Annotated in this window: 20 protein-coding genes and 1 pseudogene; 9 read left to right on the top strand and 12 right to left on the bottom strand. The window is 64.0% G+C overall.

Features of this window, described 5'->3' with window-relative positions:
• Nucleotides 1–3: 3 nt before the first annotated feature.
• The 5 genes from AC629_RS06975 to AC629_RS06955 all read right to left on the bottom strand — a co-directional run bounded on the left by AC629_RS06975 (nucleotide 4) and on the right by AC629_RS06955 (nucleotide 6,768).
• Nucleotides 4–957, bottom strand: a complete 954-nt coding sequence (locus AC629_RS06975; RefSeq protein ID WP_084803993.1) for a sugar ABC transporter substrate-binding protein — start codon at nucleotides 955–957, stop codon at nucleotides 4–6.
• 12 nt (nucleotides 958–969) lie between these two features.
• Nucleotides 970–3,510, bottom strand: a complete 2,541-nt coding sequence (locus AC629_RS06970; RefSeq protein WP_084803992.1) for a branched-chain amino acid ABC transporter ATP-binding protein/permease — start codon at nucleotides 3,508–3,510, stop codon at nucleotides 970–972.
• Nucleotides 3,507–4,382, bottom strand: coding sequence for a branched-chain amino acid ABC transporter permease (locus AC629_RS06965; RefSeq protein ID WP_084803991.1), 876 nt, complete (start codon nucleotides 4,380–4,382; stop codon nucleotides 3,507–3,509). Before AC629_RS06965 ends, AC629_RS06970 begins: the two co-directional genes overlap by 4 nt.
• Before the next feature lie 85 nt (nucleotides 4,383–4,467).
• Nucleotides 4,468–5,712, bottom strand: coding sequence for an ABC transporter substrate-binding protein (locus tag AC629_RS06960; RefSeq protein WP_084803990.1), 1,245 nt, complete (start codon nucleotides 5,710–5,712; stop codon nucleotides 4,468–4,470).
• A gap of 144 nt (nucleotides 5,713–5,856) precedes the next feature.
• A complete protein-coding gene (locus AC629_RS06955) occupies nucleotides 5,857–6,768 on the bottom strand; it encodes an IclR family transcriptional regulator (protein WP_084803989.1) in 912 nt (303 codons plus the stop codon).
• Between the two features lie 225 nt (nucleotides 6,769–6,993).
• Between AC629_RS06955 and AC629_RS06950 the strand changes: the two genes are divergently transcribed.
• The 3 genes from AC629_RS06950 to AC629_RS06940 are packed head-to-tail and all read left to right on the top strand — an operon-like array spanning nucleotide 6,994 to nucleotide 9,939.
• Nucleotides 6,994–8,793 (top strand): thiamine pyrophosphate-binding protein, encoded by a 1,800-nt coding sequence (locus tag AC629_RS06950; protein WP_084803988.1) that lies wholly within the window; start codon nucleotides 6,994–6,996, stop codon nucleotides 8,791–8,793.
• Nucleotides 8,794–8,839: 46 nt separating this feature from the next.
• Nucleotides 8,840–9,544, top strand: coding sequence for an SDR family oxidoreductase (locus AC629_RS06945; RefSeq protein WP_084804004.1), 705 nt, complete (start codon nucleotides 8,840–8,842; stop codon nucleotides 9,542–9,544).
• An 11-nt stretch (nucleotides 9,545–9,555) separates the two neighbouring features.
• Nucleotides 9,556–9,939 (top strand): cupin domain-containing protein, encoded by a 384-nt coding sequence (locus AC629_RS06940; protein ID WP_084803987.1) that lies wholly within the window; start codon nucleotides 9,556–9,558, stop codon nucleotides 9,937–9,939.
• A gap of 133 nt (nucleotides 9,940–10,072) precedes the next feature.
• Here AC629_RS06940 and AC629_RS06935 read toward each other — a convergent pair whose 3' ends face one another.
• From AC629_RS06935 to AC629_RS06925, 3 genes are all read right to left on the bottom strand, one after another.
• Complete coding sequence (locus AC629_RS06935) at nucleotides 10,073–10,357, bottom strand: hypothetical protein (RefSeq protein WP_245331735.1); 285 nt, start codon at nucleotides 10,355–10,357, stop codon at nucleotides 10,073–10,075.
• A gap of 79 nt (nucleotides 10,358–10,436) precedes the next feature.
• Nucleotides 10,437–11,294 (bottom strand): VOC family protein, encoded by an 858-nt coding sequence (locus AC629_RS06930; RefSeq protein WP_084803986.1) that lies wholly within the window; start codon nucleotides 11,292–11,294, stop codon nucleotides 10,437–10,439.
• A 144-nt stretch (nucleotides 11,295–11,438) separates the two neighbouring features.
• A complete protein-coding gene (locus tag AC629_RS06925; RefSeq protein WP_084803985.1) occupies nucleotides 11,439–12,629 on the bottom strand; it encodes a urate hydroxylase PuuD in 1,191 nt (396 codons plus the stop codon).
• A gap of 236 nt (nucleotides 12,630–12,865) precedes the next feature.
• On the opposite strand from AC629_RS06925, the pseudogene AC629_RS06920 reads away from it, so the two are divergent.
• Nucleotides 12,866–14,201 (top strand): annotated as a pseudogene (locus AC629_RS06920) (PQQ-dependent sugar dehydrogenase).
• A gap of 52 nt (nucleotides 14,202–14,253) precedes the next feature.
• On the opposite strand, the gene AC629_RS06915 reads toward AC629_RS06920, so the two are convergent.
• From AC629_RS06915 to AC629_RS06905, 3 genes are read right to left on the bottom strand one after another with little or no spacing between them, the layout of a single operon-like run.
• Nucleotides 14,254–15,054 carry an SDR family NAD(P)-dependent oxidoreductase gene (locus AC629_RS06915; RefSeq protein WP_084803984.1) on the bottom strand — a complete coding sequence of 267 codons (801 nt, stop codon included), beginning with the start codon at nucleotides 15,052–15,054 and terminating at the stop codon, nucleotides 14,254–14,256.
• Nucleotide 15,055: 1 nt separating this feature from the next.
• On the bottom strand, nucleotides 15,056–15,610 hold the full coding sequence (locus AC629_RS06910) for a carboxymuconolactone decarboxylase family protein (protein ID WP_084803983.1): 555 nt from the start codon (nucleotides 15,608–15,610) through the stop codon (nucleotides 15,056–15,058).
• A gap of 17 nt (nucleotides 15,611–15,627) precedes the next feature.
• Nucleotides 15,628–16,440 carry an SDR family NAD(P)-dependent oxidoreductase gene (locus AC629_RS06905; protein ID WP_084803982.1) on the bottom strand — a complete coding sequence of 271 codons (813 nt, stop codon included), beginning with the start codon at nucleotides 16,438–16,440 and terminating at the stop codon, nucleotides 15,628–15,630.
• A gap of 238 nt (nucleotides 16,441–16,678) precedes the next feature.
• Here AC629_RS06905 and AC629_RS06900 point away from each other — a divergent pair, with 238 nt between their 5' ends.
• Genes AC629_RS06900 through cyoD form a run of 4 tightly spaced genes read left to right on the top strand, consistent with a single transcriptional unit; the run spans nucleotide 16,679 to nucleotide 20,532 of the window.
• Nucleotides 16,679–17,512 carry a cytochrome ubiquinol oxidase subunit II family protein gene (locus AC629_RS06900; RefSeq protein ID WP_084803981.1) on the top strand — a complete coding sequence of 278 codons (834 nt, stop codon included), beginning with the start codon at nucleotides 16,679–16,681 and terminating at the stop codon, nucleotides 17,510–17,512.
• The gene (cyoB, locus tag AC629_RS06895; protein ID WP_084804003.1) at nucleotides 17,502–19,505 is read left to right on the top strand and encodes a cytochrome o ubiquinol oxidase subunit I; all 2,004 of its coding nucleotides are present in this window, start codon (nucleotides 17,502–17,504) and stop codon (nucleotides 19,503–19,505) included. The genes AC629_RS06900 and cyoB overlap by 11 nt, the downstream gene beginning before the upstream one ends.
• The gene (locus tag AC629_RS06890) at nucleotides 19,505–20,146 is read left to right on the top strand and encodes a cytochrome (ubi)quinol oxidase subunit III (protein ID WP_084803980.1); all 642 of its coding nucleotides are present in this window, start codon (nucleotides 19,505–19,507) and stop codon (nucleotides 20,144–20,146) included. The genes cyoB and AC629_RS06890 overlap by 1 nt, the downstream gene beginning before the upstream one ends.
• Entirely contained in the window at nucleotides 20,143–20,532 is a 390-nt protein-coding gene (cyoD, locus tag AC629_RS06885; protein ID WP_084803979.1) for a cytochrome o ubiquinol oxidase subunit IV, read from the top strand. The genes AC629_RS06890 and cyoD overlap by 4 nt, the downstream gene beginning before the upstream one ends.
• A gap of 216 nt (nucleotides 20,533–20,748) precedes the next feature.
• On the opposite strand, the gene AC629_RS06880 is transcribed toward cyoD, so the two are convergent.
• Complete coding sequence (locus tag AC629_RS06880; protein ID WP_084803978.1) at nucleotides 20,749–21,534, bottom strand: thermonuclease family protein; 786 nt, start codon at nucleotides 21,532–21,534, stop codon at nucleotides 20,749–20,751.
• A gap of 202 nt (nucleotides 21,535–21,736) precedes the next feature.
• On the opposite strand from AC629_RS06880, the gene AC629_RS06875 reads away from it, so the two are divergent.
• Nucleotides 21,737–23,335, top strand: coding sequence for a GMC family oxidoreductase (locus AC629_RS06875; protein WP_084803977.1), 1,599 nt, complete (start codon nucleotides 21,737–21,739; stop codon nucleotides 23,333–23,335).
• Nucleotides 23,336–23,340 lie beyond the last annotated feature (5 nt).

The following is a 23,340-nucleotide window of genomic DNA, read 5'->3' as shown; positions in this document are numbered from 1 at the left end:
GGTTCAGCGAACGATCTCGCTCCACTCAGGACAGGACCGCTGCGGCACCGGGACCAGCCAGGACTGGTAGTTCGATTTGTCGATGACTTCGGCGGGCAGTATGATCTTCTCGGGCAGCGGCTCATGCCTGAGATAGCACAGCGCCGCTGACGTCGCGGTGCAGCCGATCTTGAACATGTTGAAGTCGACGCTGGCGAGCATGTTGCCCGCCTCGATCTGCTTCACGGCCGGCAGGATGCCGTTGATGCCCATCACGATCGCGCGGCGATCGGCCTCCTTGAGCGCCTCCAGCACACCAAGCGCCATGCTGTCGTTCGCCGACAGCACGGCGTCGATCGACGGATGCTCCTTCAGGAGTTGCGCCATGACGCGCCTGGCGTCCGGCTGCTGATAGTTGCCGACGCCGGAGGCCAGCACCTCGATGCCTGGATATTCCGCGAACGCGCGCTTGTAGCCGCGCAGGCGCTCGCGATTGGTCGGCGCGCCCGCCGTGCCCTTGATCACCACGATCTTGCCCTTGCCGCCAATTGTCTCGAACAGATAGCGCGCCTCGCGATAGCCGATCTCGAAATCGTCCGCGCCGACATAGGTGACGAAGCTGCCGGGCAATGGGTTGGACGCGAGCACGACCGGGATCCTGGCTTCGTTGAGCCGTTTCACGGACTCGACCATCGCGACGTCGTCGACGGGAATGAAGACGACGACGCTGGGGCGGTCCTTCAGTACCTGCTCCACCATCGCCTTCTGCTCGTCGACATTGTCCGGCTGCTTCGGCACGAGGTGAATGGTCCGCGCGCCCGCGGTCCCCGCCGCCTTGTCCGCGGCGATGCGAAACGCCTCATAGGCGGGATTGGTGGTGTTCTTGGTGAAGACGGCGATCACCGGTGCGTCGTCCGCGGCAGCGATGCCGCTGGCAAACACGCTACAGCCAAGTACCAGCGCGATGAGGAGGCGCATGGCAAGACTCCATCAAAGCCACAGGATTTGCTTGCGATAGCCGAGATCGTTCAGCAGCGGCGCCGCCGGCCCCTGGTGGAACACGGCACCCCGTTCGAGTGCGAAGACGCGATCGGCGAGCGCGAGCACGAGGTCGAGATTGTGCTCGACGATGACGATCGACATGTGGCGGCGAAGCTGGCCGAACACCTTGAAGAGTTCGAGCGTCACGGCCGGCGCGAGGCCTTCGAAGGGCTCGTCGAGCAGCAAGAGGCGCACATTGCCCGACATCGCGCGGGCGACCGCGACCATCTGTTGCTCGCCGCCGGAGAGATAGTCAGCCGCGACGTTCATGCGCTCCTTCAGGCGCGGGAAGTAGTGCAGGATCTGCTCCTCGTCCCAGACGACGCCGTCGCTGCCGTCGGTCTTGCGCGCCAGGCGCCCGAGCGCGAGGTTTTCGCGCACTGTCATGCCGGCGAACAGCCCGCGGCCCTGCGGCACGTAGCCGACACCGCGCCGCGCGATGTCGGGGGCCGGAAGGCGTGCGATGTCCGTGCCGCAATAGTCGATGGTTCCCGAGGCCGCCGGCACAAGGCCGGCGATCGTTTTCAGCAGCGTCGATTTGCCGGCGCCGTTGCGCCCGAGCAGCGCGACGATCTCGCCTTCGCGCACGTCGAGCGCGGCGTCGTTGAGGATGTGGCTCTTGCCGTAGAAGGTGTTGACGCGGTCGAGACGCAGCACGGTCTCGCGTCCGCCGGACGCATCATTGCTGCGCCGGTGCTCGACGGCGGGAATGCCCTTGCCGGTGTAGATCTCCTGCACGCGCAGATCAGCCCGCACCGCCCCAGGGCAGTCGGACATCAGCACCGCACCCTGATTCATCACGGTGACGACCTGCGAGAAGCCGAGCACGCGGTCGATGTCGTGCTCGACGATCAGCACGGGAATGTTGGCCGCGATGTTCTTGACGAGGTTGGAGACGCGCTCGCGCTCCGCCGCGGCAAGCCCTGCGAGCGGCTCATCCAGCAACAGCACCTGCGGCTTGGAGCCGAGCGCGATGCCGAGATCGACCAGCCGCTGCCCGCCATAGGAGAGTTCGCCACCCTCGATTTGCTCGATGCCTTCGAGGCCGAGAAACTTGACGAGCGCAGCGGTCTCGGCGTGGATCTCCTTGTATGCGTCGATGTCGTTCCAGATGTTGAAGCGCATCGGCCGCCGCGCCTGCAGCGACAGACGCAAATTCTCGTAGATCGTGAGCCCGCGAAACAGATTGGTGATCTGGAAGGAGCGCGCCAGCCCCTGGTGGCAAATCAAATTCGCCGGCACGCCGGCAATGTCGCGTCCCTGCAGGCGGATCGTGCCGCGGTCCGGCGCGTAGAGGCCGGAGACCAGGTTGAACAACGTGGTCTTGCCGGCGCCGTTCGGCCCGATCAGCGCGTGGATCTCGCCGGCTGCGACGGTGATGCTGGCATTCTCGACCGCGCGGATGCCGCCGAACTTTCGCGAGACGCCGTTGACCTCGAGCACGGTGCCTTGTCGCGCTTCCGGCCGCAGGAAGTCAGGCAGCGGCAGGTCGTCATAGATCTTGCGGCGGCTCATCGCAGCCGTTTCCTCCGCGGGAGGGCGGAGACGGCGCATGATCAGCGAACCGATGCCGACAAGGCCGCCGGGCGAATACATCACGAAGGCCACGAAGGTGAGGCCGAACCAGAACAGCCAGTCCGACGTCCAGATCGAGAACAGCTCGCGGAAGAGGATGAAGAACAGCGCGCCAAGCGCGGGCCCGAGCAGGCTGCGCATGCCGCCGATGACCACCATCGCCAGCAGCTCGCCGGCGAACGGCACCGAGACGGCTTCAGCCGAGACGAGATAGTTCAGGAACGCGATCAGCGCGCCGGCGAGGCCCGTGATGATGGCTGAGATCACGAATACCGCGAGCTTGTAGCGCTCGACCGGATAGCCCTGAAAGCTCGCGCGCAGCTGGTTCTCGCGGATCGCGACCAGCACGCGCCCGAAGGGCGAGCGCACGAGGCGCATCAGCACATAGAGCACGGCGAGCCCGATCGCCGCGACCACCACGTAATAGTTGAGTGCGTTGTCGAGGCTGATCGGTCCGATGTCGCCGCGCTTCAGCCCGCCGAGTCCGTCCTCGCCGCCGGTGAGGCTCGTCCAGCGGAAAGCGGTGGTGTAGACGAGCGCGGCGAGAGCCAGCGTCAGCAGCGAGAAGTACACGCCGCGCCGGCGCAGGATCAGCATGCCGATCACGGTCGATGCGATCGCGACGACGACCATCGATCCGAGCAACGGCAGCCAGATCTGGCCGGGGAAGAATCGCAGCTGGATCAGGCCGGCGGCATAGGCGCCGATGCCGAACCAGGCGCTGTGGCCGAACGAGACGAGGCCGGTATAGCCGATGCAGAGGTTGAGCCCCATCGTCGCGACCGCAAGCCCGACGATCCAGGTGCCGGTGTTGAGCGACAGGCCGAACGCCTTCAGCAGGAAGGGGAGCGCGATGATCGCGATGGTCGCGATCAGCAGCGGCTTCAGTCTGTCGATGGCGGAAGCGCTTCTCATTCGAACTTCTCGATGCGTTCGCCGAGCAGGCCGCGCGGGCGCACCAGCAGCACCAGGAACATCAGGATGTAGATCGAGGCTTCACCCGCTGCCGGCTCGAAATGGATGGCGATGCCGCGCACCACGCCGACGAGGAGGGCGGCGATGACGACGCCCCAGAAGCTGCCGAGGCCGCCGATCACGACGACGACGAAAGCCACCGTCATGATCTCGGCGCCCATCGCCGGATGCACGGTGGTGATCGGCGCGAAGAAGGCGCCGCCGAGCGCGGCCATGCCGACGCCCAGCATCACGATCGCGGTCATGTAGGGCTGGAGGCGGATGCCGAGGGCGGCAACCATGTCGGGCCGCTGGATGCCGGCGCGCACCACGCGTCCGAACGAGGTCTTTTGCAGCAAGAGCCAGATTCCGAGCAGCACCACAGCGACGACGGCCAGGATCAGGAGGCGATAGCGCGAGAACAGGAAGTCGCCGACGATGACCGAGCCGCGAAAGCTCTGTGGGATCTCGGTCGAGACGGGAGCTGCGCCCCAGATCATGCGGATCGCCTGTTCTGCGACCATCGCAAGGCCGAAGGTCACGAGCAGGCTCAGGATCGGGTCAGCGGCGTAGAAGCGACGCAGGATGAAGCGCTCGAAGAGGATGCCGAGCAGGGCGACCGCGAACGGCGAGATCGCAACGGAGGCGCCGAAGCCGAGCCGCGTCGTCAGCTCGACGCAGACATAGGCGCCGAGCGCGTAGAAGGCGCCGTGCGCGAGGTTGACGATGCCGCCGACGGAGAAGATCAGCGACAGCCCGAGCGCGATGAGCAGGTAATAGCCTCCGAGCACGAGGCCATTGATCACCTGTTCCAGCAAGAACTCGAGCTGCATGTTGCGTCCATCGCCTTGAAAAGAACGGCGCCGGCAGGGCCGGCGCCGTTGACGCCAATCGGCTTCGCTACGCGTACGCCGTGGGTCAGGCCTTCATCTCGCAGGGATTCTGTTCCCTCGTCGGATAGATCGACTCCAGCGGATCGCTCGCCGCCGGCACCACATCGCCCAGCACCAGCATGTCCCACTGGTCCTTCATCTGGTCCTTCGGCTTCACCGTGAACGGATAGGCCTCCTGCACCAGCTGATGATCCCAGGAGCGGAAATAGGCCTTGCGCGCCTTGCCGATGTCGAACTGGGTCTGCTTATCGAAATAGGCGATCAGCTCATTGCTATCGGTCGACTTGGTCGTGTTGATCGCCTCGGCGAGCAGCTTCAGCGTGATGTAGTCGATCCAGGCATGGTTCTCCGGCGGCTTGCCGTGCTTCTTCGTGAAGGCCGCGACGAAAGCCTGTGACGTCGGATTGTTCAGCGTGTGATACCAGACCGTCGGCCAGGTGCCGCTGAGATTGCCGGCGCCCGCGGCCCAGGCATCGCCGGTGTTGAGGTTGAAGCCGACCAGCGGGTAGGGGAAGCCGAACTCGGCATATTGCTTGACGAGGTTGGTCACCTGGTTGCCGGCGAGGTTGCAGCAGACCACATCGGGCTTGGCCTGCCGCACCTTCAGTAGATACGGGCTGAAATCGGTGACGTCGGTCGCGATCAATTCGTCACCGATGAGGTTCGCATCGTGCGCGCCGAAGAACCCTTTGGCGGCCTTCAGCAGATCATGGCCGAAGATGTAGTCGGCGGTGAGCGTGAAGAACTTCTTGCCCTTCACCATACCCTTCTGCGACAGTGCGGTGCCGACCGCGTTGACCATCACGGTGTTCGGGATGTCGCAGTGGAACGAGTACTTGTTGCAATTCTTGCCGCGCAGCGCGTCCGACCGCGCGCCGGTGGAGAAGAACACCTTCTTGTTGCGCTCGGCGACCTGCATGATGGTGAGCGCGGACGCCGACGAGATTTCGCCGAGCAGCACCACAGCGCCGTCCTGCTCGAGCATGCGCTGCGCCTTTGTCGCCGCCGTCGCCGGGTTGATCGAGTCTTCGGAGAGCAGGTCGATCTGCTTGCCGAGGATGCCGCCGGACTGGTTGATCTCTTCCGCTGCGAGCCTCACACCGAGCTGGGCGTAGCTGCCGATCACGCCGAGAAAGCCCGTGAGCGGCGTCAGGTGCCCGATCCGGATCTTCTCGGCTTGCGCCCTCACGATTGCCGGAAACCCAAGTGCGGACGCGCCAGCGAAGGCAGCGCCTGTCCGTAACAACGTCCGTCGGCTGGTGCGGATCATCCTTGTCTCCTCCCCGGGTGCATCGTGTGTCTCCCTTTCAAAACCGGATATCCGGGATTGTGAGAGACGTTTTTCTAATGCTGGAGGATAATCTCGAACGCCGTCGCGGGTGTCAACCGGCAAGATCGCCGCTTGAGTTGCGGCTCAGGCCTTCTGCGTGAGCGCCTTGTGCGCCCGGTCCTTGGCGCCGAATTCAACCGACAGGCGGTCGGCGGCGGCCTGCACGACTTGCGCGCCGGCGTGAAGCGCCTGGTTGGAGAGCCGCCAGATCGGCCCGGAAATGCCGAGGGCGCCGATCACTTGCCCGGTGAAATCGGTCACAGGTACGGCGACGCAACGCACTTCCGGATTGAACTCGCCGTCATCGAAGGCAACACCGGTGCGCTGCACCTCGGCGATCTCGCGCATGAGCATGCCGGCGTCGGTGATGGATTTTGGCGTCGACGGCTTCAGTTCCGCGCGATCGAGGAACCGCTTGAGCTGTTCGGGCCGCAGCGATGCCAGAATGATCTTGCCGAGCGCGGTGCAATGGGCGGGGCGCACAACGCCGACGCGGTCGGTCAGCTGGAACGCGCCGGGGCCGCTGGTGCGCGCGATGACGATCACGGCGTCGCCCATGCGTACGGCAAAATGGCTGCTTTCGCTGGTCTGGCGCGACAGTTCCTCCAGCACGGGCGTCGCGACATTGACCATCTCGATCTCGTCGAGCGCGGATGCCGCAAGCGCAAACAACGGGCGGCCGATGCGGTAGCGCTTGTTGTCCTTCTCCTGCCGGAGGTAGCCGAGCGAGACTAGCGTCTTTGCGAGATGAAAGGTGGTCGAGTTGTGCAGGCCGACCAGCTTGCTCAACTCCGCAAGTCCGATCCCTTCGCGATGACGCGCCACCTCTTCGAGGATCGAGAAGGCGCGGCCGAGTGACTGAACGCCGCCGCCGCGCTGCTTGTCGTCGGCTTCTTCGTCTCCATCGGCTCTGGGGGCAGGGACCAGTTTGGCAATCGCGGCCTTGCGCTGGCCTGCTGGCTTTTCACCGGTCGTCGGCTTGGTACGCGATCTCAAGGACAAGGCCCCCTCTGGCAAATCCGTCGTGACTCGATGCATCGACAGTAGCACGCAACCACACGACCGTCGGAGCTCAGCCTGCGTTTCCTCAGATTAACAGCCTATCACAATATAAATTGACGTACAGCATTATGAGAAATAGGGTGCCGCGGCTCAGCGACGACGGCGCCAATGTTCTCTGCCGCGGTCCATAAGAAGTCGCGGGCCGCAGGGAGACGGTTGATGTCGCGAAACATGCTCAATGGCGCCCAGGTCATTGTCGATTATCTGATCCAGGAGAAGGTGCCGCAGGTGTTCGGGCTGTGCGGCCACGGCAATATCCAGTTCATCGACGCGCTGTACGAGCGTTCCCAGGAGATCAAGACGATCTCCGTGCATCACGAGAGCGTCGCGGGCTTTATGGCCGACGTCTATTACCGCGTCTCGGGTAGGCCGACAGCGACCTTCACCTCCTGTGGACCGGGCTCGGCGAACTTGCCGATCTCGCTCGCCAACGCCTTCCTCGATTCCGTGCCGTTCATGGCGATCACCGGCAACGTGCCGACCAGCCAGTTCAATCGCGGCGCGTTCCAGGAAATGTACCGGCACTATCAAGCAGACTTTCCATCAACCGTGCGCACCATGTGCAAGAAGGTGTTTCAGCCGACGCGAGGCGAGATGGTGCCGCTCGCGGTGCGGCAGGCCTGGAAGACCATGATCACGGGGCGGCCCGGACCAGTGGTGGTCGACGTGCCCTTCGACGTCTTCATGGAATCGGCCGCCGAAGAGGCGCCGAAGGCGATCGAGTGGAATGCCAACATCTCGAGCCGCTGCGGCGCAGATCCTGATGGCGTCGTGAAGGCGGTCGACATGCTGCTCTCGGCGGAGCGGCCGGTCATGCTGGTCGGGCAGGGCGTGCGCTATGGCGGCGCGGCTGACGAATTGCGCAAGCTTGCCGAGCGGCTCCAGATCCCGGTTGCGTCGTCCGCGAGCGGGCTCGGCGCGCTCGACGTCAATCATCCGCTCGCACTCGGCCTCGTCGCGCGCGCCGGACATTACCAGGCCAATCACGCCGCGCGCCAGGCCGACGTGCTGCTCGCGCTCGGCGTCCGCTTCGACGACCGCACCTCGAGCTCGTGGATTCCCGGCTACTCCTTCACGATCCCGCCGACGAAGCTGATCCATGTCGACATCGATCCAGAGGAGATCGGCCGCAACTATCCCGTCGCACTCGGACTGATGGCCGACGTTCGCACCTTCCTGCGCCAGGTGCATGCGGAGCTCGACCGCCGTGACAACCTCTTCAAGAAGTCCGACGCCCGCAAGAAGTGGCTGGCGCAGATCGACGGCTATCGCAAGGAGTGGGACAAGTTCGTCGCACCCGGCTTCTCCGACGACACCACACCGATCAATCCGCAGCGTGCGGCGGCCGAGATCGATAAGGCGCTGCCGGAGGACGCCATCCTCGTCTCCGACATCGGCGTGCATCACAATTGGCTGCTCGGCTTCTGCAAGCCGAAGCGGCCGGACTCGCTGATCGGCTCGATGGGATTTGGCCCGATGGGCTTTGGCGTGGCTGGTGTGATGGGCGCGAAATTCGCGGCCCCCGATCGCCCTTGCGTGTCGGTGTGCGGCGACGGCGCCTTCTTCATGCATGCCAACGTGCTGGGCACGGCGGTCGAATACAATCTGCCCGTGGTCTGGGTGGTCTGGAACAATTACGCCTATGCCTCGATCCGCGGGCTTCAGCGCGGCTATCTCGGCGGGCGCGAACTTGCGACCGACTTCAAGCATCCGGAGACGGGCGAGCGCTACAATCCGGATTTCGCCGCGATGGCGCGATCCTGCGGCGTCGAGGGCGTGCGGGTCGATCGCGCCGGCGACATTGGCGAGGCGATCCGCAAGGGCATCGCCGCCAACAGGCCCTATCTGATCGACGTCGACATTGCTGCCGACGTCAATCCGGCCGGTGCCGGCGTCTGGGAATTGCCGGGCCTCGGCCAGAGCAAGGCCGGCATCGGCACGCGCTTCCAGCCGGGCTGACCGAAGCCCGCAAATCACCAAACAAGACAAGATCGGGGAGATGGAAATGACGCTCGCAGGCAAAAAGGTCGTCGTGGTCGGCGGCTCCTCAGGCATCGGGCTTGCTACGGCAGAACTCGCCAAGAGCCAGGGCGCGGACGTCATCATCGCCTCGCGCAACGCCGCGAAGCTCGATCCCGTCGCCGAGCGTCTGAAAGTCACGGCTATTCCCACCGATGTCCGCAGCGACCAGAGCGTCGCTGATCTGTTCCGCCGCACCGGTGCCGTCGATCACGTCGTGCTCACCGCTGCGCAGCTTCGCACCGGACCGTTCAAGACGGTTGCGATGGAGGACGTTCGCGGCACCATGGAAGGCAAATTCTGGGGCGCCTGGCGCGTCGCGCACGAGGCCGAGATCCGTCCGGGCGGCTCGCTGACGCTCGTCACCGGCTTTCTCAGCATCAGGCCGCGGCCGAATTCGGCGATCGTGAGTGCGGCAAACGGGGCGCTGGAATCGCTGGCCCGTGCGCTCGCGCTCGAGCTTGCGCCGGTACGCGTGAATGCGGTGTCGCCCGGCGTGATCGATACGCCGATCCGGGCGGCGATGCCGGAAGCGGCGCGGAAGGAGATGCTGGGGAAGACAGCGGCCGCGCTGCCGGTCGGCCGTGTCGGCATGGCCGACGACATCGCCCAGCAGATCCTCAGCTTCATGGCGAACGGCTTTGCCACGGGCTCGATCGTCTATATCGACGGCGGCGCGCTGGTGAATTAGGGAGCACGATCATGGTCGAGGAGAGCAACGGCGCCTTCATCCGCAACATCGCCGAGGTGCCCTGGCGCGAATTTCCCAATCATTTCGGCGGCGCGCTGTCGAAGCCGCTGGTGATGCCGGAGACGGCGGGCTCGCGCCACATCGACTACCGGATCTCGATGTACCAGCCGATGGCCTATGTCGCGCGGCACCACCACAAGGTGCAGGAGCAGGTCTATCACGTGCTCGACGGCGAAGGCCTGATGGAGATCGCCGGCAAGAGCCACGTGGTGCGGAAGCACGACGTGATCTTCTTGCCGCCCGGCGTCGAGCACGCGATCTCGAATTCCGGCCTGACCGATCTCGTGTTCCTGGTGGTGACGTCGCCGGTGACCGACGACGAGAAGCCGGTGTGACCGGTTAGCGCTCGCTCGATGCGACGTGGACGGCGCGTGCCTTTGCGCTTTTTCCAGCCGCGCGCGGGCGCCGGTTGGGGTCCACCATCCCCTACGGGAAAGGCGCTCTGGCTCGCATCGGTTTCAACGAAAGCTATTCCGCTTCAATCCTTGGGAAAATCCTTGCGCATCGCGATCTCGGCGGCATCGCCGGGCGAGAGCACGGTCTGGTCGAGGCCGGTTGCGGCCTCGTCATGATGTCGTAGAGCGAGATGCCTTTGATGGGCTTGCCCATGAGCTCGCGGACGCAGTCGGCGAGCGTGCCGTTGTAGACGAGATAGGGCGGACCTCTGTCCTTTTGCCTCTGGCCCTTTAGCGACGGCCACTTCTTCAGTTCGGCCGGCGCGTCATAGGCGATCGGCGACCCCTCTTTAAACATGCGCTTGGCCCCAAGGCGGCGTGAACAGCCGTAAATCCTAGAGCCGCCGGGTAAACGCCTGTTAAAGAATTAGTTAAAATCAGCCGGTAACGAAGGCGAGCAGGGTGCCGTTGGCCTTGGCCGGCGGTACGCAGATGGCGGTCCCGCTGCGGATGGCGGTGGGGCCGAGCGCCTTCTCGGTCGCCGTCAGATCGCCGCTCACGAGCACCAGCGCCGCACCACCGCGCTCGGACAGACCTGCGAGCGGCACACCGGGATAACGTTTGCCGAGCTGGTCCAGCGTCAGATAGACGAAGTCGGCGCGATCGCCGCCGGAGGGCACGGCGACCGCGCCGTCGGCGTCGGTCTTCGGCTCGCGGTCGATCAGCCGGCTCAGATGCGCAGCTTCCTTCGTAGGCTCGGGCGTTGCGATCAGCGCCTGCTTGATCCGCTTCGCCGCATTGGCGTGCTTCATGAGCTCGGGAATCCAAACCGTTTCGCGCGTTTTGTGTTGGCAAGCGAAGATGCGTACGCCGCCTGGCGCCTCCGCGGTCGGCCACATGAAGGTGCGGAACTTTGCCGCCGAGACCGAGCCGTTCGGCAACGTGACGGGCCGTTCGAAATCGGTCGGGCCGATCGGCGTGAGGCCCCGCGCACGGATCTCCTCAGCACCGGCGGCGGAATCGACAGCGGTGAAGGCGATCCGCTCGATGCCTTCGCCGCGCTTGTCGAGGAAGGCGCGCGCCGGCGCATTGTGCTCGGTCGGGGAGAGCACGCCGAGCAGCTCCATGTAGTCCGGGTCGAACATGATGGTATAGTTGCCGGAGCCCATATGCGCGCTGTGGGTGCCGCGCGGCGAGACGGTGAAGCCGAGTTGCCGATAATTCTCGGCGGCCTTGTCGAGGTCCTGAACCATGACCACGGCGTGGTCGATACCGATGACGTTCTTGAGGGCCACTGTTCTTTCCCCGAATTCAAACTGACTGGAGCGCGGCAGCGGCCGCTGGTCCTGTCTACGACGGATAGGCGATCAAGTCATTTTCAAATCAGCGGGAAATGCGGAATTTCATTCCGCGAAACGCGGCGTCGACGCGTGATGGCGTTAGCGAGTCTGCTCGATATAGGCGGCGAGGATGGCGCGCTCCTTGCTGGTCATCTCGGTGATGTTGCCCGGCGGCATTGCAGCGGACCAGGCGGCGACGCGGCCGATCAGGCGGATGTTGCGTTGGATATGCGCGGGCGCATCGAGCAGAATGCCCTTCGGCGCAGTCACGATGCCGGCCCAGACTGGCTCGGCCGCATGGCACATGCTACAGCGGGACATCACGATTTCCTCGACATTGGCGAGCGTCGGCGGCGCCGACAGCGCGCTTGTCGTCACCTCGCGCGGGCCCGCCGCGGAGAGCAGGCAGATCGCGATCGCTCCCACGGCGGCGACGCCCCACACCCACCACGGCGACTTGCGCCCGGCATGGCGCTCGTTGAAGAAATGGCGGATCACCGGCCCCATCGCCAGCACGATCGCGACGATGATCCAGTTGAAGCGGGTGGCGTAGAGCAGGGGATAGTGGTTGCTGATCATCAGCACGACCACGGGGAGTGTCAGGTAGTTGTTGTGGACCGAGCGCTCCTTGCTGGTCTTGCCGAGTTTCGGCTCGGGTGCCTGTCCCGCGATCAGGCTAGCGACGATCTTCTTCTGGTTCGGAATGATCACGGCAAAAACGTTGGCGACCATGATGGTGCCGATGATCGCCCCGATCTGGTTGAAGGCGCCGCGTCCGCTCAGCACATGGGTGAAGGCGTAGGTCAGCGCGACCAGGAACAGATAGCCGCCGATGGCGAAGGGCAGCTCGCGCTGTGCAAGCCCGGTGCGGCAGGCGGCCTCGTAGAGCAGCCACGCCAGCGCCAAACTGCAGAAGCTGAACAGCCCCGCCTGGACCGGCGTCAGATCGAGGATCGACTTGTCGACCAGGAATAGATCGGCGTCGAGATAGTACACAACCACCATAAGCGCGAAGCCGGACAGCCAGGTGGTGTAGGCCTCTGATTTGAACCAGGTGAGCTCCTCCGGCATCTGGCTCGGCGCGACCAGATATTTCATGATCCGGTAGAAGCCGCCACCATGGACCTGCCAGGCCTCGCCCTGCACGCCATTCGGCAGGTCAGCTTTCGGTTGCAGGCTGAGATCGAGATGGATGAAGTAGAAGGAACTGCCGATCCAGGCGATCGCGGCTACCACATGCAGCCAGCGGAGCAGCAGGCTCGCCCATTCCGAAATGATGGATCCCCACATAATCACTCCATCAATTGCGACGCCAATGCCGCAGCTTTGATGACCGCAAGCGGCGGCCGTGCCCTTACAATGTGTCGCACCGATCAGCCGCATTTTCCAGTACGATGGACCGCGCCTGATGCACATCGTGCGGGCATGAGATGACGTGGGACTCGGCAGGCGTTTGGCCTGTCGCAGAACGTTTGCGGGTCGATCGGCGTTGACGAGCGACACGTGGAGGCCGGAGGAAGGACGACGTGAAGAACAGGATTTCGTCCGTGATGATGGCCGCGGGATTGTTCGCCGCGGTTGCGACCTGTGCGCAGGCCGAGCCGGTGCTGCAGGGCAAGGACGCCTACGGTGATTGGCGAGCCGACAAGCCGGGCACGGTCAGGCTGATCCGACCGCAGGATCTCGCCAGACCCAATGCCACGCCATCGGTTGCAAGATTCCCGCGTGTGGTGCCGCGTCCGCCGGAGGCCGCGCTTCAGGTGCCGACAGGATTCAAGATCGAGCTGTTCGCGCAGGGTTTGCACGCGCCGCGCATCGTGAGGGGTGCGCCGAACGGCGACGTCTTCGTTGCGGAGACGCGGGCTGGCACCATCCGCGTGCTTCGCGCCGGCGAGGGCGGCAAGGTCGCGACCAATGAGGTGTTTGCCAGCGGCCTGAGGCAGCCGTTCGGCATCGCCTTCTTTCCGACCGGTGACAATCCGCAATGGGTGTACGTCGCCAACACCGACAGCGTCGTCCGCTTTCCCTACCAGGCCGGCGATCTGAAGGCGCGCGGCAAGGCCGAGACGATCGTGGCAAGCCTGCCGCATGACGGCGGCCATTCCACCCGCGACATCGTCTTCACGCCGGACAACAAGCGCATGCTGGTCTCGGTCGGCTCGCTGAGCAACGTCGCCGAAGGCATAGGCACGCCCCCGGGCGGACAGGAGGCCTGGTCAAAGAAGCAGCCGCTTGGCGCAGCCTGGGCCAGCGAGAGCGAGCGCGCCACCGTGCTGGCCTTCAACCCTGATGGCAAGGAGCGGAAGATCTATGCTACCGGCATCCGCAACTGCGTCGGCCTCGCGATCCAGCCGCAGACGGGCCTGCCCTGGTGCTCGACCAACGAACGCGACGGCCTTGGCGACGATCTCGTGCCCGACTACGTGACGAGCGTGAGGGAAGGCGCGTTCTACGGCTGGCCGTGGTTCTATATCGGCGGCAACGAGGACCCGCGCCATGCCGGCGCGCGGCCGGATCTGAAGGACAAGGTGACGGTGCCGGACGTGCTGGTGCAGCCGCACTCGGCGTCGCTCGGCATGACCTTCTATCAGGGCACGCAGTTTCCGTCGGAGTACCAGGGCGACGCCTTCGCCGCCGAGCACGGTTCCTGGAACCGGTCGAAGCGCACCGGCTACAAGGTGATCCGCATCCGGATGAAGGACGGCAAGCCGACGGGCGAGTACGAGGATTTCGTCACGGGCTTCGTCGTGAGCGACGCGGAGGTGTGGGGGGCGGCCGGTTGGAGTAGCGGTGGCGAAAGACGGATCGCTGCTGGTGTCGGAAGATGGCAACGGCACGATCTGGCGGGTGACGCATCAGTGACGGTTGTCGCCGCCTTCGCCTCTCCCCGTAAGAACTGGGAGAGGGAGAGGACTTACCCCCGTCGCACGCTCGCTCCGCCATCCACCGGCAGCGTCACGCCCGTGATGAAATTCGCTTCATCCGAGGCCAGGAACAGGGCGGCATTCGCGACGTCCCATCCGGTGCCCATCTTCTTGCGCAGCGGCACCTTGCTGTCGCGTTCGGCTTCGACTTCGGCGCGGGTCTTGTGCCATTCGCGGGCGCGGGTATCGACGGCCATCGGCGTGTTCATCAGGCCGGGCAGGATGACGTTGGCGCGGATGCCGTATTCAGCGTTCTGGTAGGCGAGCTGTTCGGTGAAGGCGATCATCGCCGATTTCGTCGCCTTGTAGCCGACGTAGGGATAGGTGGTGATTGCCGCCATCGAGGAGATGTTGATGATGGCGCCGCTTTTCTGCGCGCGCATGATCGGGATCACCTCTTTCGCCGCCATGATGCAGCTCTTCAGATTGATGGCGACGACGCGGTCGAACGCTTCTTCGGTGAGCTGAAGCAGCTCGGCATCGCCGCCGGACAGGCTGACGCCGACATTGTTGTGCAGCACGTCGATCCGGCCCCAGCGCGCCCTGGCATCCGCCACCATCGCCTTGATGTCGGCTGAACTGGTCACGTCGGCCTTGAAGGCTGCGGCGGTGCCTTGCTTCGCCGCGATCATCGCGACGGTCTCCTGCGCCGACTCCAGGTGATGGTCCACGCACAGCACCTTTGCGCCCTCGCGCGCGAAGGTCAGCGCCGTGGCGCGGCCATTGCCCATGCCTTCGCCGGGGCTCTGGCCGGCGCCGACGACGATAGCAACCTTGTCCTTCAAGCGCATGTCAGTTCACTCCCGGGATCGGGTACTGCTGGAGTACCTCTTTGTAATAAGACTCGTTGTCGATCGTCATGGTGGCGAGCACGCGCACCACGCCGCAATAGAAGGCAATGGTCAGGACGAGGTCGACCATGTGCTCGTCGGAGAGGTGCTGCTTGATCTCGGCGAAGGTCGCATCGGACATCGCAAGCTCGCGGACCATCTCGCGGGCGCCTTTCAGGATCGCTCTGGCCAATGGCTCAAGCTTCGACGGCTTGCCTTCGGTCTCCGCCATCAGGCCCGCAATGTCCTCGTCGGTGACACCGAACTCCTTGCCGATCTTCACATGATGGGTGAACTCGTATTCCGACTTCTCCATCCAGCCGACCTGGAGGATCGCGAGCTCCCGCAGGCGCGGGTCGAGCTTGCTCTTGAAGCGGATGTAGCCGCCGATGCCGTTGAAGGCGCGCGCCATCTCCGGTGAGTTGACCAGGAGCTTGTGCAGGTTGGTGTTGCGCTTGAGCATCTCGCGATATTCGGGCGCGACCTGGTCGGCCTCGAGATAGGGCAGGCGGGCCATCCCCGTGTTTCCTTCTGCTAGTGTTCTTGTGACTCGCGTTCCGGTGCCTGCAGCGTCACGCCGCCGTCGACCACCAGCACCTGGCCGGTGATGTAGCGCGCAAAATTGCTGAGCAGGAATTTGACGGCATGGCCGACGTCCCAGCCGGTGCCTTCTGTCTTCAGCAGCGAAGCTTTAGCGCGGTTGGCGCGCGCCTGCTCGCTCATGCCGCGGGCATGGACCATCGGCGTGTACATCGGTCCTGGGCAGATGCAGTTGACGCGGATGTTGTCGCGGCCGTGATCGACCGCCATGGCGCGCGTGAGGCCGATGATCGCGGCCTTCGAGGTCGAGTAGGTCGTTAGTCCACGCGGCCGCAGCGCCGAGATCGAGGAGATGTTGACGATCGCGCCGCCCTTGGCGGTCTTGATCATGGCGGGGATCGCGTGCTTCGACAGCAGGAACATAGTCTCGACATTGACCTGCATGACGCGGCGATACTGCTCGGGCGCCTCGTCGACGACGCTACCGCGGCTGCCGATGCCGACATTGTTGTCGAGGAAATCGAGCCGGCCCCAGCGGTCGAGTGCGGCCTGGACCAACCTCTCGCAGTCAGCCTCGCTGGTGACGTCACCGCCGTGGGCAGCGGCCGTGCCGCCTTCGGCGACGATCATCTCCACCGTGCGTTCGGCGAGCTTGAGGTCGCGATCGGCCACCAGCACCTTGGCTCCGGCACGGGCCAGCAGGATTGCTGCGGCGCGGCCGTTGCCGATCCCGTCGCCCGCGGCGCCGCCGCCACTGATCAGCGCAACCTTGCCGGTGAGGCCGGCATCGTCCTCAGGGCCCTGCATGTCGTTTCCATCCCGCTGCTTCTTTTGTTGACGATAGCAACGGGGGGACGGGCGTGAGAAGGCCGGTCGCTCCGCGCTCATGTCATTGACATCGCATCGAATTGCATGCCGCCGCGCGAGATTGCGCAGGGGCCGACTGAGCGTTCGAAGGAACCGAACGCACGCGATCGCGTTTGTTGCGGAGCCTTTCCCGCGTTAGGCTCTGTCCCGGGGCTTCCCAACCACCAGTGGCTTGCCGATGAATCTGCTTGACCCACAAGGGCCCGTGGCTCTGGCCAACAGCACCATCTTGGTCGATTCCGTCTTCATCATGCTCACGATCGTGGTGCCGACCATCATCGCGATCCTGGCGTTCGCCTTCTGGTTTCGGGCATCGAATCCGCGAGCGCATTACGATCCCGGCTTCGTCTATTCCGGCCGTGTCGAAATGGTGGTGTGGGCGATCCCGGCGCTCACCGTCATCCTGCTCGGGGGCGTCGCCTGGATTGGCTCGCATCAGCTCGACCCTACCGCGCCCGTGCCTGGCACCGGCAGCCCGGTGAGGATTCAGGCCGTGTCGCTCGACTGGAAGTGGCTCTTCATCTATCCGGACCAGCGCATCGCCACCGTCAATTCGCTGACGGTGCCGGCCGGCGCAGAGCTGAACTTCCAGCTGACATCGTCGAGCGTGATGAACGTGTTCTTCATCCCGCAGCTCGGCAGCATGATCTACACCATGAACGGCATGGTGACGCGGCTGAACCTGCGCGCCGACAATGAGGGCAAGCTGCAGGGCCTGTCCGCGCATTTCTCCGGCGACGGCTTTCCCGAAATGATGTTCGACGTCAACGTGATCTCGCCGCTCGCCTTTCCGGACTGGGTTGCGACTACGGCCAAGTCGGATGCCGTGCTGAACGAGGATAGCTACAAGAAGCTGATGCAGCAAGGCGTCGAGAGGGGCAGGCCGACCTATCGGCTGGACGATCCCCGGCTGTTCGACCTGATCGCGACCCAGCACATTCCGCCAGGGCCCGGGCCGGAGCTGATCTCCAATGCCGGCCGGCCGCACAGTGGAGGCCATGATGCTCGGTAAGCTCGATTGGTCGGCCATTCCGTTCGATCAGCCGATTCCGCTCATCGCCGGCGCGATGGTGCTGGTGGGAATCCTCGCCGTGCTGACCTGGGTCGTGGTCAAGGACCATCTGCCCTATCTCTGGCACGAATGGATCACCAGCGTCGACCACAAGCGCATCGGCGTCATGTACATCCTGCTTGCCTCAGTGATGCTGCTGCGCGGCGGTAGCGACGCCATCATGATGCGGATCCAGCAGGCGGTTGCCTACCAGTCGCAGGGCTATCTGCCGCCGGAGCACTACAACCAGATATTCTCGGCCCACGGCACCATCATGATCTTCTTCGTGGCGATGCCGTTCGTGATCGGGCTGATGAACCTCGTCGTGCCGCTACAGCTCGGCGTGCGCGACGTCGCTTTTCCGACGCTCAATTCGGTCGGCTTCTGGCTGACCTCGACCGGCGCGCTGCTGGTCAATGTATCGCTCGTGGTCGGCGAATTCGCACGCACCGGCTGGCTCGCCTTTCCTCCGCTGTCGGGGCTGACGTACTCACCGGGCGTCGGCGTCGACTACTACGCCTGGTCGCTTCAGATTTCCGGTGTCGGCACGCTGGTGGCCGGCATCAACCTCGTGACAACGGTGCTGAAGCTACGCACCAAGGGCATGAACTATTTGCGCATGCCAATGTTCTGCTGGACCACACTTGCCTCGAACCTCCTCATCGTCGCGGCGTTCCCGATCCTCACGGCCACGCTCGCGATGCTGCTGCTCGATCGCTATCTCGGCTTCCACTTCTTCACCAATGAGGCCGGCGGCAACGTCATGATGTTCATGAACCTGATCTGGGCCTGGGGACATCCTGAGGTCTACATCCTCGTGCTGCCGGCCTTCGGCATCTACTCCGAGGTGGTATCGACGTTCTCCGGCAAGCCGCTGTTCGGCTATCGCTCCATGGTGCTCGCCACCATGGCGATCTGCGTGATCTCCTTCATGGTCTGGCTGCATCACTTCTTCACGATGGGGGCGGGCCCTGACGTCAACGCCATCTTCGGCATCGCCAGCATGATTATCGCGGTGCCCACGGGCGTGAAGATCTACAACTGGCTGTTCACGATGTATGGCGGCCGGATCCGCTTTGCGACGCCGATGCTATGGTCAGTCGGATTCATGGTGACGTTCATCATCGGTGGCCTGACCGGCGTGCTCGTCGCAGTGCCGCCGGCGGACTTCATGCTCCACAACAGCATGTTCCTGGTCGCGCATTTCCACAACGTCATCATCGGTGGTGTGCTGTTCGGCGCCTTCGCGGGTTTCGAATACTGGTTTCCGAAAGCGTTTGGATTCCGTCTCGACGAACGCTGGGGCAAGGTGGCGTTCTGGTTCACCTTCATCGGCTTCTACGTCACCTTCATGCCGCTCTATGTCGTGGGCATGCTAGGCATGACCCGGCGCCTGCAGCACTATGACGTCGCTGCCTGGCGGCCGTGGATGATGGTTGCAGCGATCGGAATGCTGCTGCTGTCAATCGGCGTCCTCGCGCAGGTTATGCAGCTCGTGGTCAGCATCCGCAACCGCGAGGCGTTGCGCGACCGCACAGGCGATCCCTGGGACGGCCGCTCGCTGGAATGGGCGACATCGTCGCCGCCACCGGTGTTCAATTTTGCATTCTCCCCCGACGTGCGCGGCGAGGATGCCTATTGGGCCATGAAGTGGCGCGCCAAGGTGCAGCAGCTCGAGGATCATCCTGGGCCCGAATACCAGGACATCGAGATGCCCAGGAACTCGCCGACCGGATTCGTCTGCGCGTTCTTCGCCACCGTCATGGGCTTTGCGCTGATCTGGCACATCTGGTGGATGGTGATCCTTGGTGGCCTTGGCGCGTTCGCAACCTTCGTCGTGTTCGCCTGGCGCGACCATGACGAATACGTCATCCCGGCCGCCGAGGTCGAACGGATCGATCGCATCAACATCGAGGAGCGTCGCAGCCTCGTCAGCATGGCGGGGGCAGCCTGATGTCGATGACCGCAACCGTCGGCCACGCGCATGCCGATCCCCATCACATCGGCATCGTTGTGGAGCATCCAGGCCCGGCGTCGAAGCGCATCGTGACCGCCTATGGCTTCTGGGTCTTCCTGCTCTCCGACATCGTGATGTTCTCCTGCTTTTTCGCGGCCTATGCGGTGCTGGTTCACCAGACCGCGGATGGCCCCAAAGGCTCGGAGATTTTCGAGCAGAGGAACGTGGTGATCGAGACGGTCTGCCTGCTGTTGTCGAGCTTCACCTGCGGCATGGCCAGCATCGCCGCCGACGTGCGCAACCGTCTCTGGTTCTATCTCGGCATGGCCGTGACTTGCGTGCTGGGACTCATATTCCTCACCCTCGAGTTCCGCGAATTCGCCGATCTGGTGTCCCGCGGCTATGGGCCGTCGCGTAGCGCCTTCCTGACCTCCTTCTTCTCGCTGGTCGGTTGCCACGGCCTGCATGTCTCGGCCGGCGAGTTGTGGCTTCTAACGATGATGGCCCAGGTCTTTGCAAAGGGCTTTCGTGCCGACATCCTGCGCCGGATGATGTGCTTTGCGCTGTTCTGGCATGCGCTCGACATCATCTGGGTCGCGATCTTCTCCGTCGTCTACCTGCTAGGGAGTGGCGTATGAGCGATCAGACACACGCGCGGATCGAACATGACCTCGCACCGGGCGAGGAAGAGCAACACAGCGTCGGCGAGCGGGTGATCGGCTACGTCGTCGGTCTCGTGCTCGCGCTGCTGCTCACGGCAACCTCGTTCTTCATCGCCGGAACCGATCTGGTCTGGCAGCCCTCCATTCCAGTCGCGCTGATCGTGCTTGCGATCGCGCAGATGGGCGTGCATCTGGTGTTCTTCCTGCACATCACCACAGGACCGGACAACACCAACAACGTGCTGGCGCTCGCCTTCGGGCTTCTGATCGTCTTCCTGGTGGTCGGCGGTACCGTCTGGATCATGGGGCATCTCAACCAGAATATGCCGCCGATGGATCAGTTCATCCAGATGCACAGCTAGCGCTGCACGAAAAGAAGAGCCGCTCGTCGTGACAAGCGGCCCAAGTCTAGGGAGGAAACGCCCAAGCAAAGACAATCGGCCGAAGCCGGATTGCTGAAGGAGGCGATAGCGCAAGGCGCTACCGCACGTTGATAGAAATGCGTCAACTCCCGGTAGAGTTCAATTCCGGATCAATACTGTCTCCGGCTACCACTCACGCCTGCGTGAATGACTTGTTCACTTTGGCCGACGGCAATTATAGGCCTTGCGGAAGCCGGCGGCCTGCGCGTCCTCCTCCGAGCAGAACCAGCGGTCCGGCTTGGTCGTCGCGGGATAGCTCGGACAGCCCCGCAGATGATAAATGCCAATATTGCCGGTGACGCGCGCGCGCACCGCGAGCTTGCCCTTGATGCTGCAGTTCGGCGGCATCGTCAGGTCTTCCGGGAACAGCACCGCGCGGATTTCCTTTTCGCGGTCCGGGCGGCAGGCGGCGCCCAGCAGTGCACCATCCTTCTTGCCCGTGCGGAATTCTTGCGGCGCAACAAAGCAGCCCTTCCAAATGCCGGCTGAGGCGGTCTTGGCTTCCGCCGCGGCGGGCTTGACGTTCGCCTTGATCGGCTCGCGCGCGACGGCGAAGCCGAGCCTGACCAGCTGTTCGTTCAAGCTCGTCTTGTCGCCTTCGGCCGTGCAGATGGCACGGTGGCGCTTGCCGAAACTCTTCTCGGGGCCGACATCGTCACAGCGCACCGGGCGCTTGTTGATCAGCTTCGCCAACTGGTCGCGGGCCTCGATGCCGCAGGTCCAGGGATCGGCGTGATCGTCGATGCAGACCTGGTCCAGTTCGGGCGCGTCGACGCCGTCCAGCCGGTAGGTCACGTCGCCGAGCTGGATCGAATTGGCGTCCCGGACGATCGCAGCGCCGGTCACCGCAGAGGCGGGGCTGGAGCTGCCCAGAAATCCGGACAGAGCGAGAAATAAAACCAGCGCAAATGCGCGGGCGGCGGCAAATGAATTCTCGGACATAACGTCTCGCTATCGATTGCTCTTGCGCCTCGTTCCTAGCATCCAGAAGTCGCGATACCAATGGTCTGCGCTGTGCGAAGTGCGACATTCGCCCACCAGCCTTTACTCACCGGCCGGTCTGACCCTATCGTTCGGCGCTATAGATAAGGCCGCAAAGGCCGAATCGCCCGTGAAGCGGCGAGGGCGGGAGGAAAATGCTTCGATGAAAGACCCCGTGGACGTCCTGATCATTGGCGCCGGCGCTTCAGGCGCGGCGGTGGCGTGGTCGCTGGCCGAGACCAAGATGCACATTCTCTGCCTGGAGCAGGGCGGTTGGATGAACCCGGCGGAATATCCCAGCACAGGTCGGGACTGGGAGGCCAAATTCTACGGCGAGTGGTCGTCGAGCCCCAACGTCCGCGGCCGGCGCGAGGACTATCCGATCAACGATACCAATTCGCCGATCAAGGTCGTCAACTACAATGCGGTCGGCGGCTCGACAGTGATGTACACCGCGCACTGGCCGCGGCTGCATCCCTCCGATTTCAAGGTGAAGACGCTCGACGGCGTCGCCGATGACTGGCCGATCGACTACGACGTGTTGACACCATTCTTCGAAGAGAACGACCGGATGATGGGCACGTCCGGCCTCTCGGGCGATCCGCTCTCGCCGCTGACGCATCCGCCGATGCCGCAACAGCCGCTCGGATTATCCGGGGCGATCTTCGGCAAGGCCATGAACAAGCTCGGCTGGCATTGGTGGCCGTCCGACACGACGGTCGCGACGATGGACTATGAGGGCAGGGCCCGCTGCATCAATCTCGGCCATTGCACGCCGGCTTGCGCGCAAGGCGCAAAGTCCTCGACCGACATCACCTATTGGCCGCACGCGGTCCGCGCCGGCGTCGAGCTGCGCACCCATTGCCGGGTGCGCGAGATCACGACCGACGAGAACGGCATGGCCTCGGGCGTGGTCTATTACGACAAGGACGGCGTTGAGCAGTTCCAGCCGGCGCATGTCGTCATCATCGCCTGCAATGGCGTCGGCACACCGCGGCTCTTGCTGAACTCGGCGTCCGCGCGCTTCCCGAACGGTCTTGCCAATTCGTCCGGCCTCGTCGGCAAGAACCTGATGTTCCACCCCTATGCGCAGATCTACGGCTACGTGAAGGAGCCGACCGATAGTAACCGCGCGCCGCCGACCTGCCTGTGGAGCAAGGAGTGGTATGACACAGACCTGTCGCGTGGTTTCGTCCGCGGCTATGGCGTCCAGTTCGTACGCGGGGCAGGGCCGGTGTTCGAGGCTGTCGTCAGCGAGCAGAGGGGGATTCTGCCTTGGGGCGAGGATCATCACCGTGTCTTCCGCAAGCTCAATGGACATCGGCTTGGGTTTTCGGCGATCTGCGAGGACCTGCCAGAAGAGCACAATTGCGTCACGCTCGATCCTGTCCTGAAGGACAGCCACGGCATTCCCGCGCCGAAGATCAACTACACCATCAGTGAGAACAGCCAGAAGATGATGGACCATGCGCTCGCCCGCGGCCGCGAGGTGCTCGAAGCGGCCGGCGCCACCGACCTCTGCATCAACTCTCCGATCCCGTGGGGCGGCTGGCACCTGCTGGGCACCGCGCGGATGGGCACCGACCCCAAGAGATCCGTCGTCAACGAATGGGGCCGTACGCACGACGTGAAGAATCTCTTCATCGTCGACGGCAGCGTCTTCGTCACCTCGGGCGGGGTCAACCCGACCTCCACCATCCAGGCCATCGCGCTCTACGTCGCCGATCAGATGAAGCAGCGTCTCACCAACTTGTTCGACTGAGGCCG

The organism is Bradyrhizobium sp. NAS80.1 (assembly GCF_001908205.1).
Classification (GTDB): Bacteria; Pseudomonadota; Alphaproteobacteria; order Rhizobiales; family Xanthobacteraceae; genus Bradyrhizobium.
The sequence above is the reverse complement of the archived record's forward strand: the minus strand, read 5'-3'. Positions and strand labels throughout refer to the sequence as shown.

Bases quoted from the DNA above. Each gene is read 5' to 3' on its own strand.
- AC629_RS06960 (WP_084803990.1), bottom strand. From the start codon at position 5,712: ATGATCCGCACCAGCCGACGGACGTTGTTACGGACAGGCGCTGCCTTC.
- AC629_RS06925 (WP_084803985.1), bottom strand. From the start codon at position 12,629: ATGTGGGGATCCATCATTTCGGAATGGGCGAGCCTGCTGCTCCGCTGG.
- AC629_RS06880 (WP_084803978.1), bottom strand. From the start codon at position 21,534: ATGTCCGAGAATTCATTTGCCGCCGCCCGCGCATTTGCGCTGGTTTTA.
- AC629_RS06900 (WP_084803981.1), top strand. From the start codon at position 16,679: ATGAATCTGCTTGACCCACAAGGGCCCGTGGCTCTGGCCAACAGCACC.
- AC629_RS06910 (WP_084803983.1), bottom strand. From the start codon at position 15,610: ATGGCCCGCCTGCCCTATCTCGAGGCCGACCAGGTCGCGCCCGAATAT.
- AC629_RS06875 (WP_084803977.1), top strand. From the start codon at position 21,737: ATGAAAGACCCCGTGGACGTCCTGATCATTGGCGCCGGCGCTTCAGGC.
- cyoB (WP_084804003.1), top strand. From the start codon at position 17,502: ATGCTCGGTAAGCTCGATTGGTCGGCCATTCCGTTCGATCAGCCGATT.
- AC629_RS06975 (WP_084803993.1), bottom strand. From the start codon at position 957: ATGCGCCTCCTCATCGCGCTGGTACTTGGCTGTAGCGTGTTTGCCAGC.
- AC629_RS06970 (WP_084803992.1), bottom strand. From the start codon at position 3,510: ATGAGAAGCGCTTCCGCCATCGACAGACTGAAGCCGCTGCTGATCGCG.
- AC629_RS06935 (WP_245331735.1), bottom strand. From the start codon at position 10,357: ATGTTTAAAGAGGGGTCGCCGATCGCCTATGACGCGCCGGCCGAACTG.
- AC629_RS06965 (WP_084803991.1), bottom strand. From the start codon at position 4,382: ATGCAGCTCGAGTTCTTGCTGGAACAGGTGATCAATGGCCTCGTGCTC.
- cyoD (WP_084803979.1), top strand. From the start codon at position 20,143: ATGAGCGATCAGACACACGCGCGGATCGAACATGACCTCGCACCGGGC.
- AC629_RS06890 (WP_084803980.1), top strand. From the start codon at position 19,505: ATGTCGATGACCGCAACCGTCGGCCACGCGCATGCCGATCCCCATCAC.
- AC629_RS06915 (WP_084803984.1), bottom strand. From the start codon at position 15,054: ATGCGCTTGAAGGACAAGGTTGCTATCGTCGTCGGCGCCGGCCAGAGC.
- AC629_RS06945 (WP_084804004.1), top strand. From the start codon at position 8,840: ATGACGCTCGCAGGCAAAAAGGTCGTCGTGGTCGGCGGCTCCTCAGGC.
- AC629_RS06905 (WP_084803982.1), bottom strand. From the start codon at position 16,440: ATGCAGGGCCCTGAGGACGATGCCGGCCTCACCGGCAAGGTTGCGCTG.
- AC629_RS06940 (WP_084803987.1), top strand. From the start codon at position 9,556: ATGGTCGAGGAGAGCAACGGCGCCTTCATCCGCAACATCGCCGAGGTG.
- AC629_RS06950 (WP_084803988.1), top strand. From the start codon at position 6,994: ATGTCGCGAAACATGCTCAATGGCGCCCAGGTCATTGTCGATTATCTG.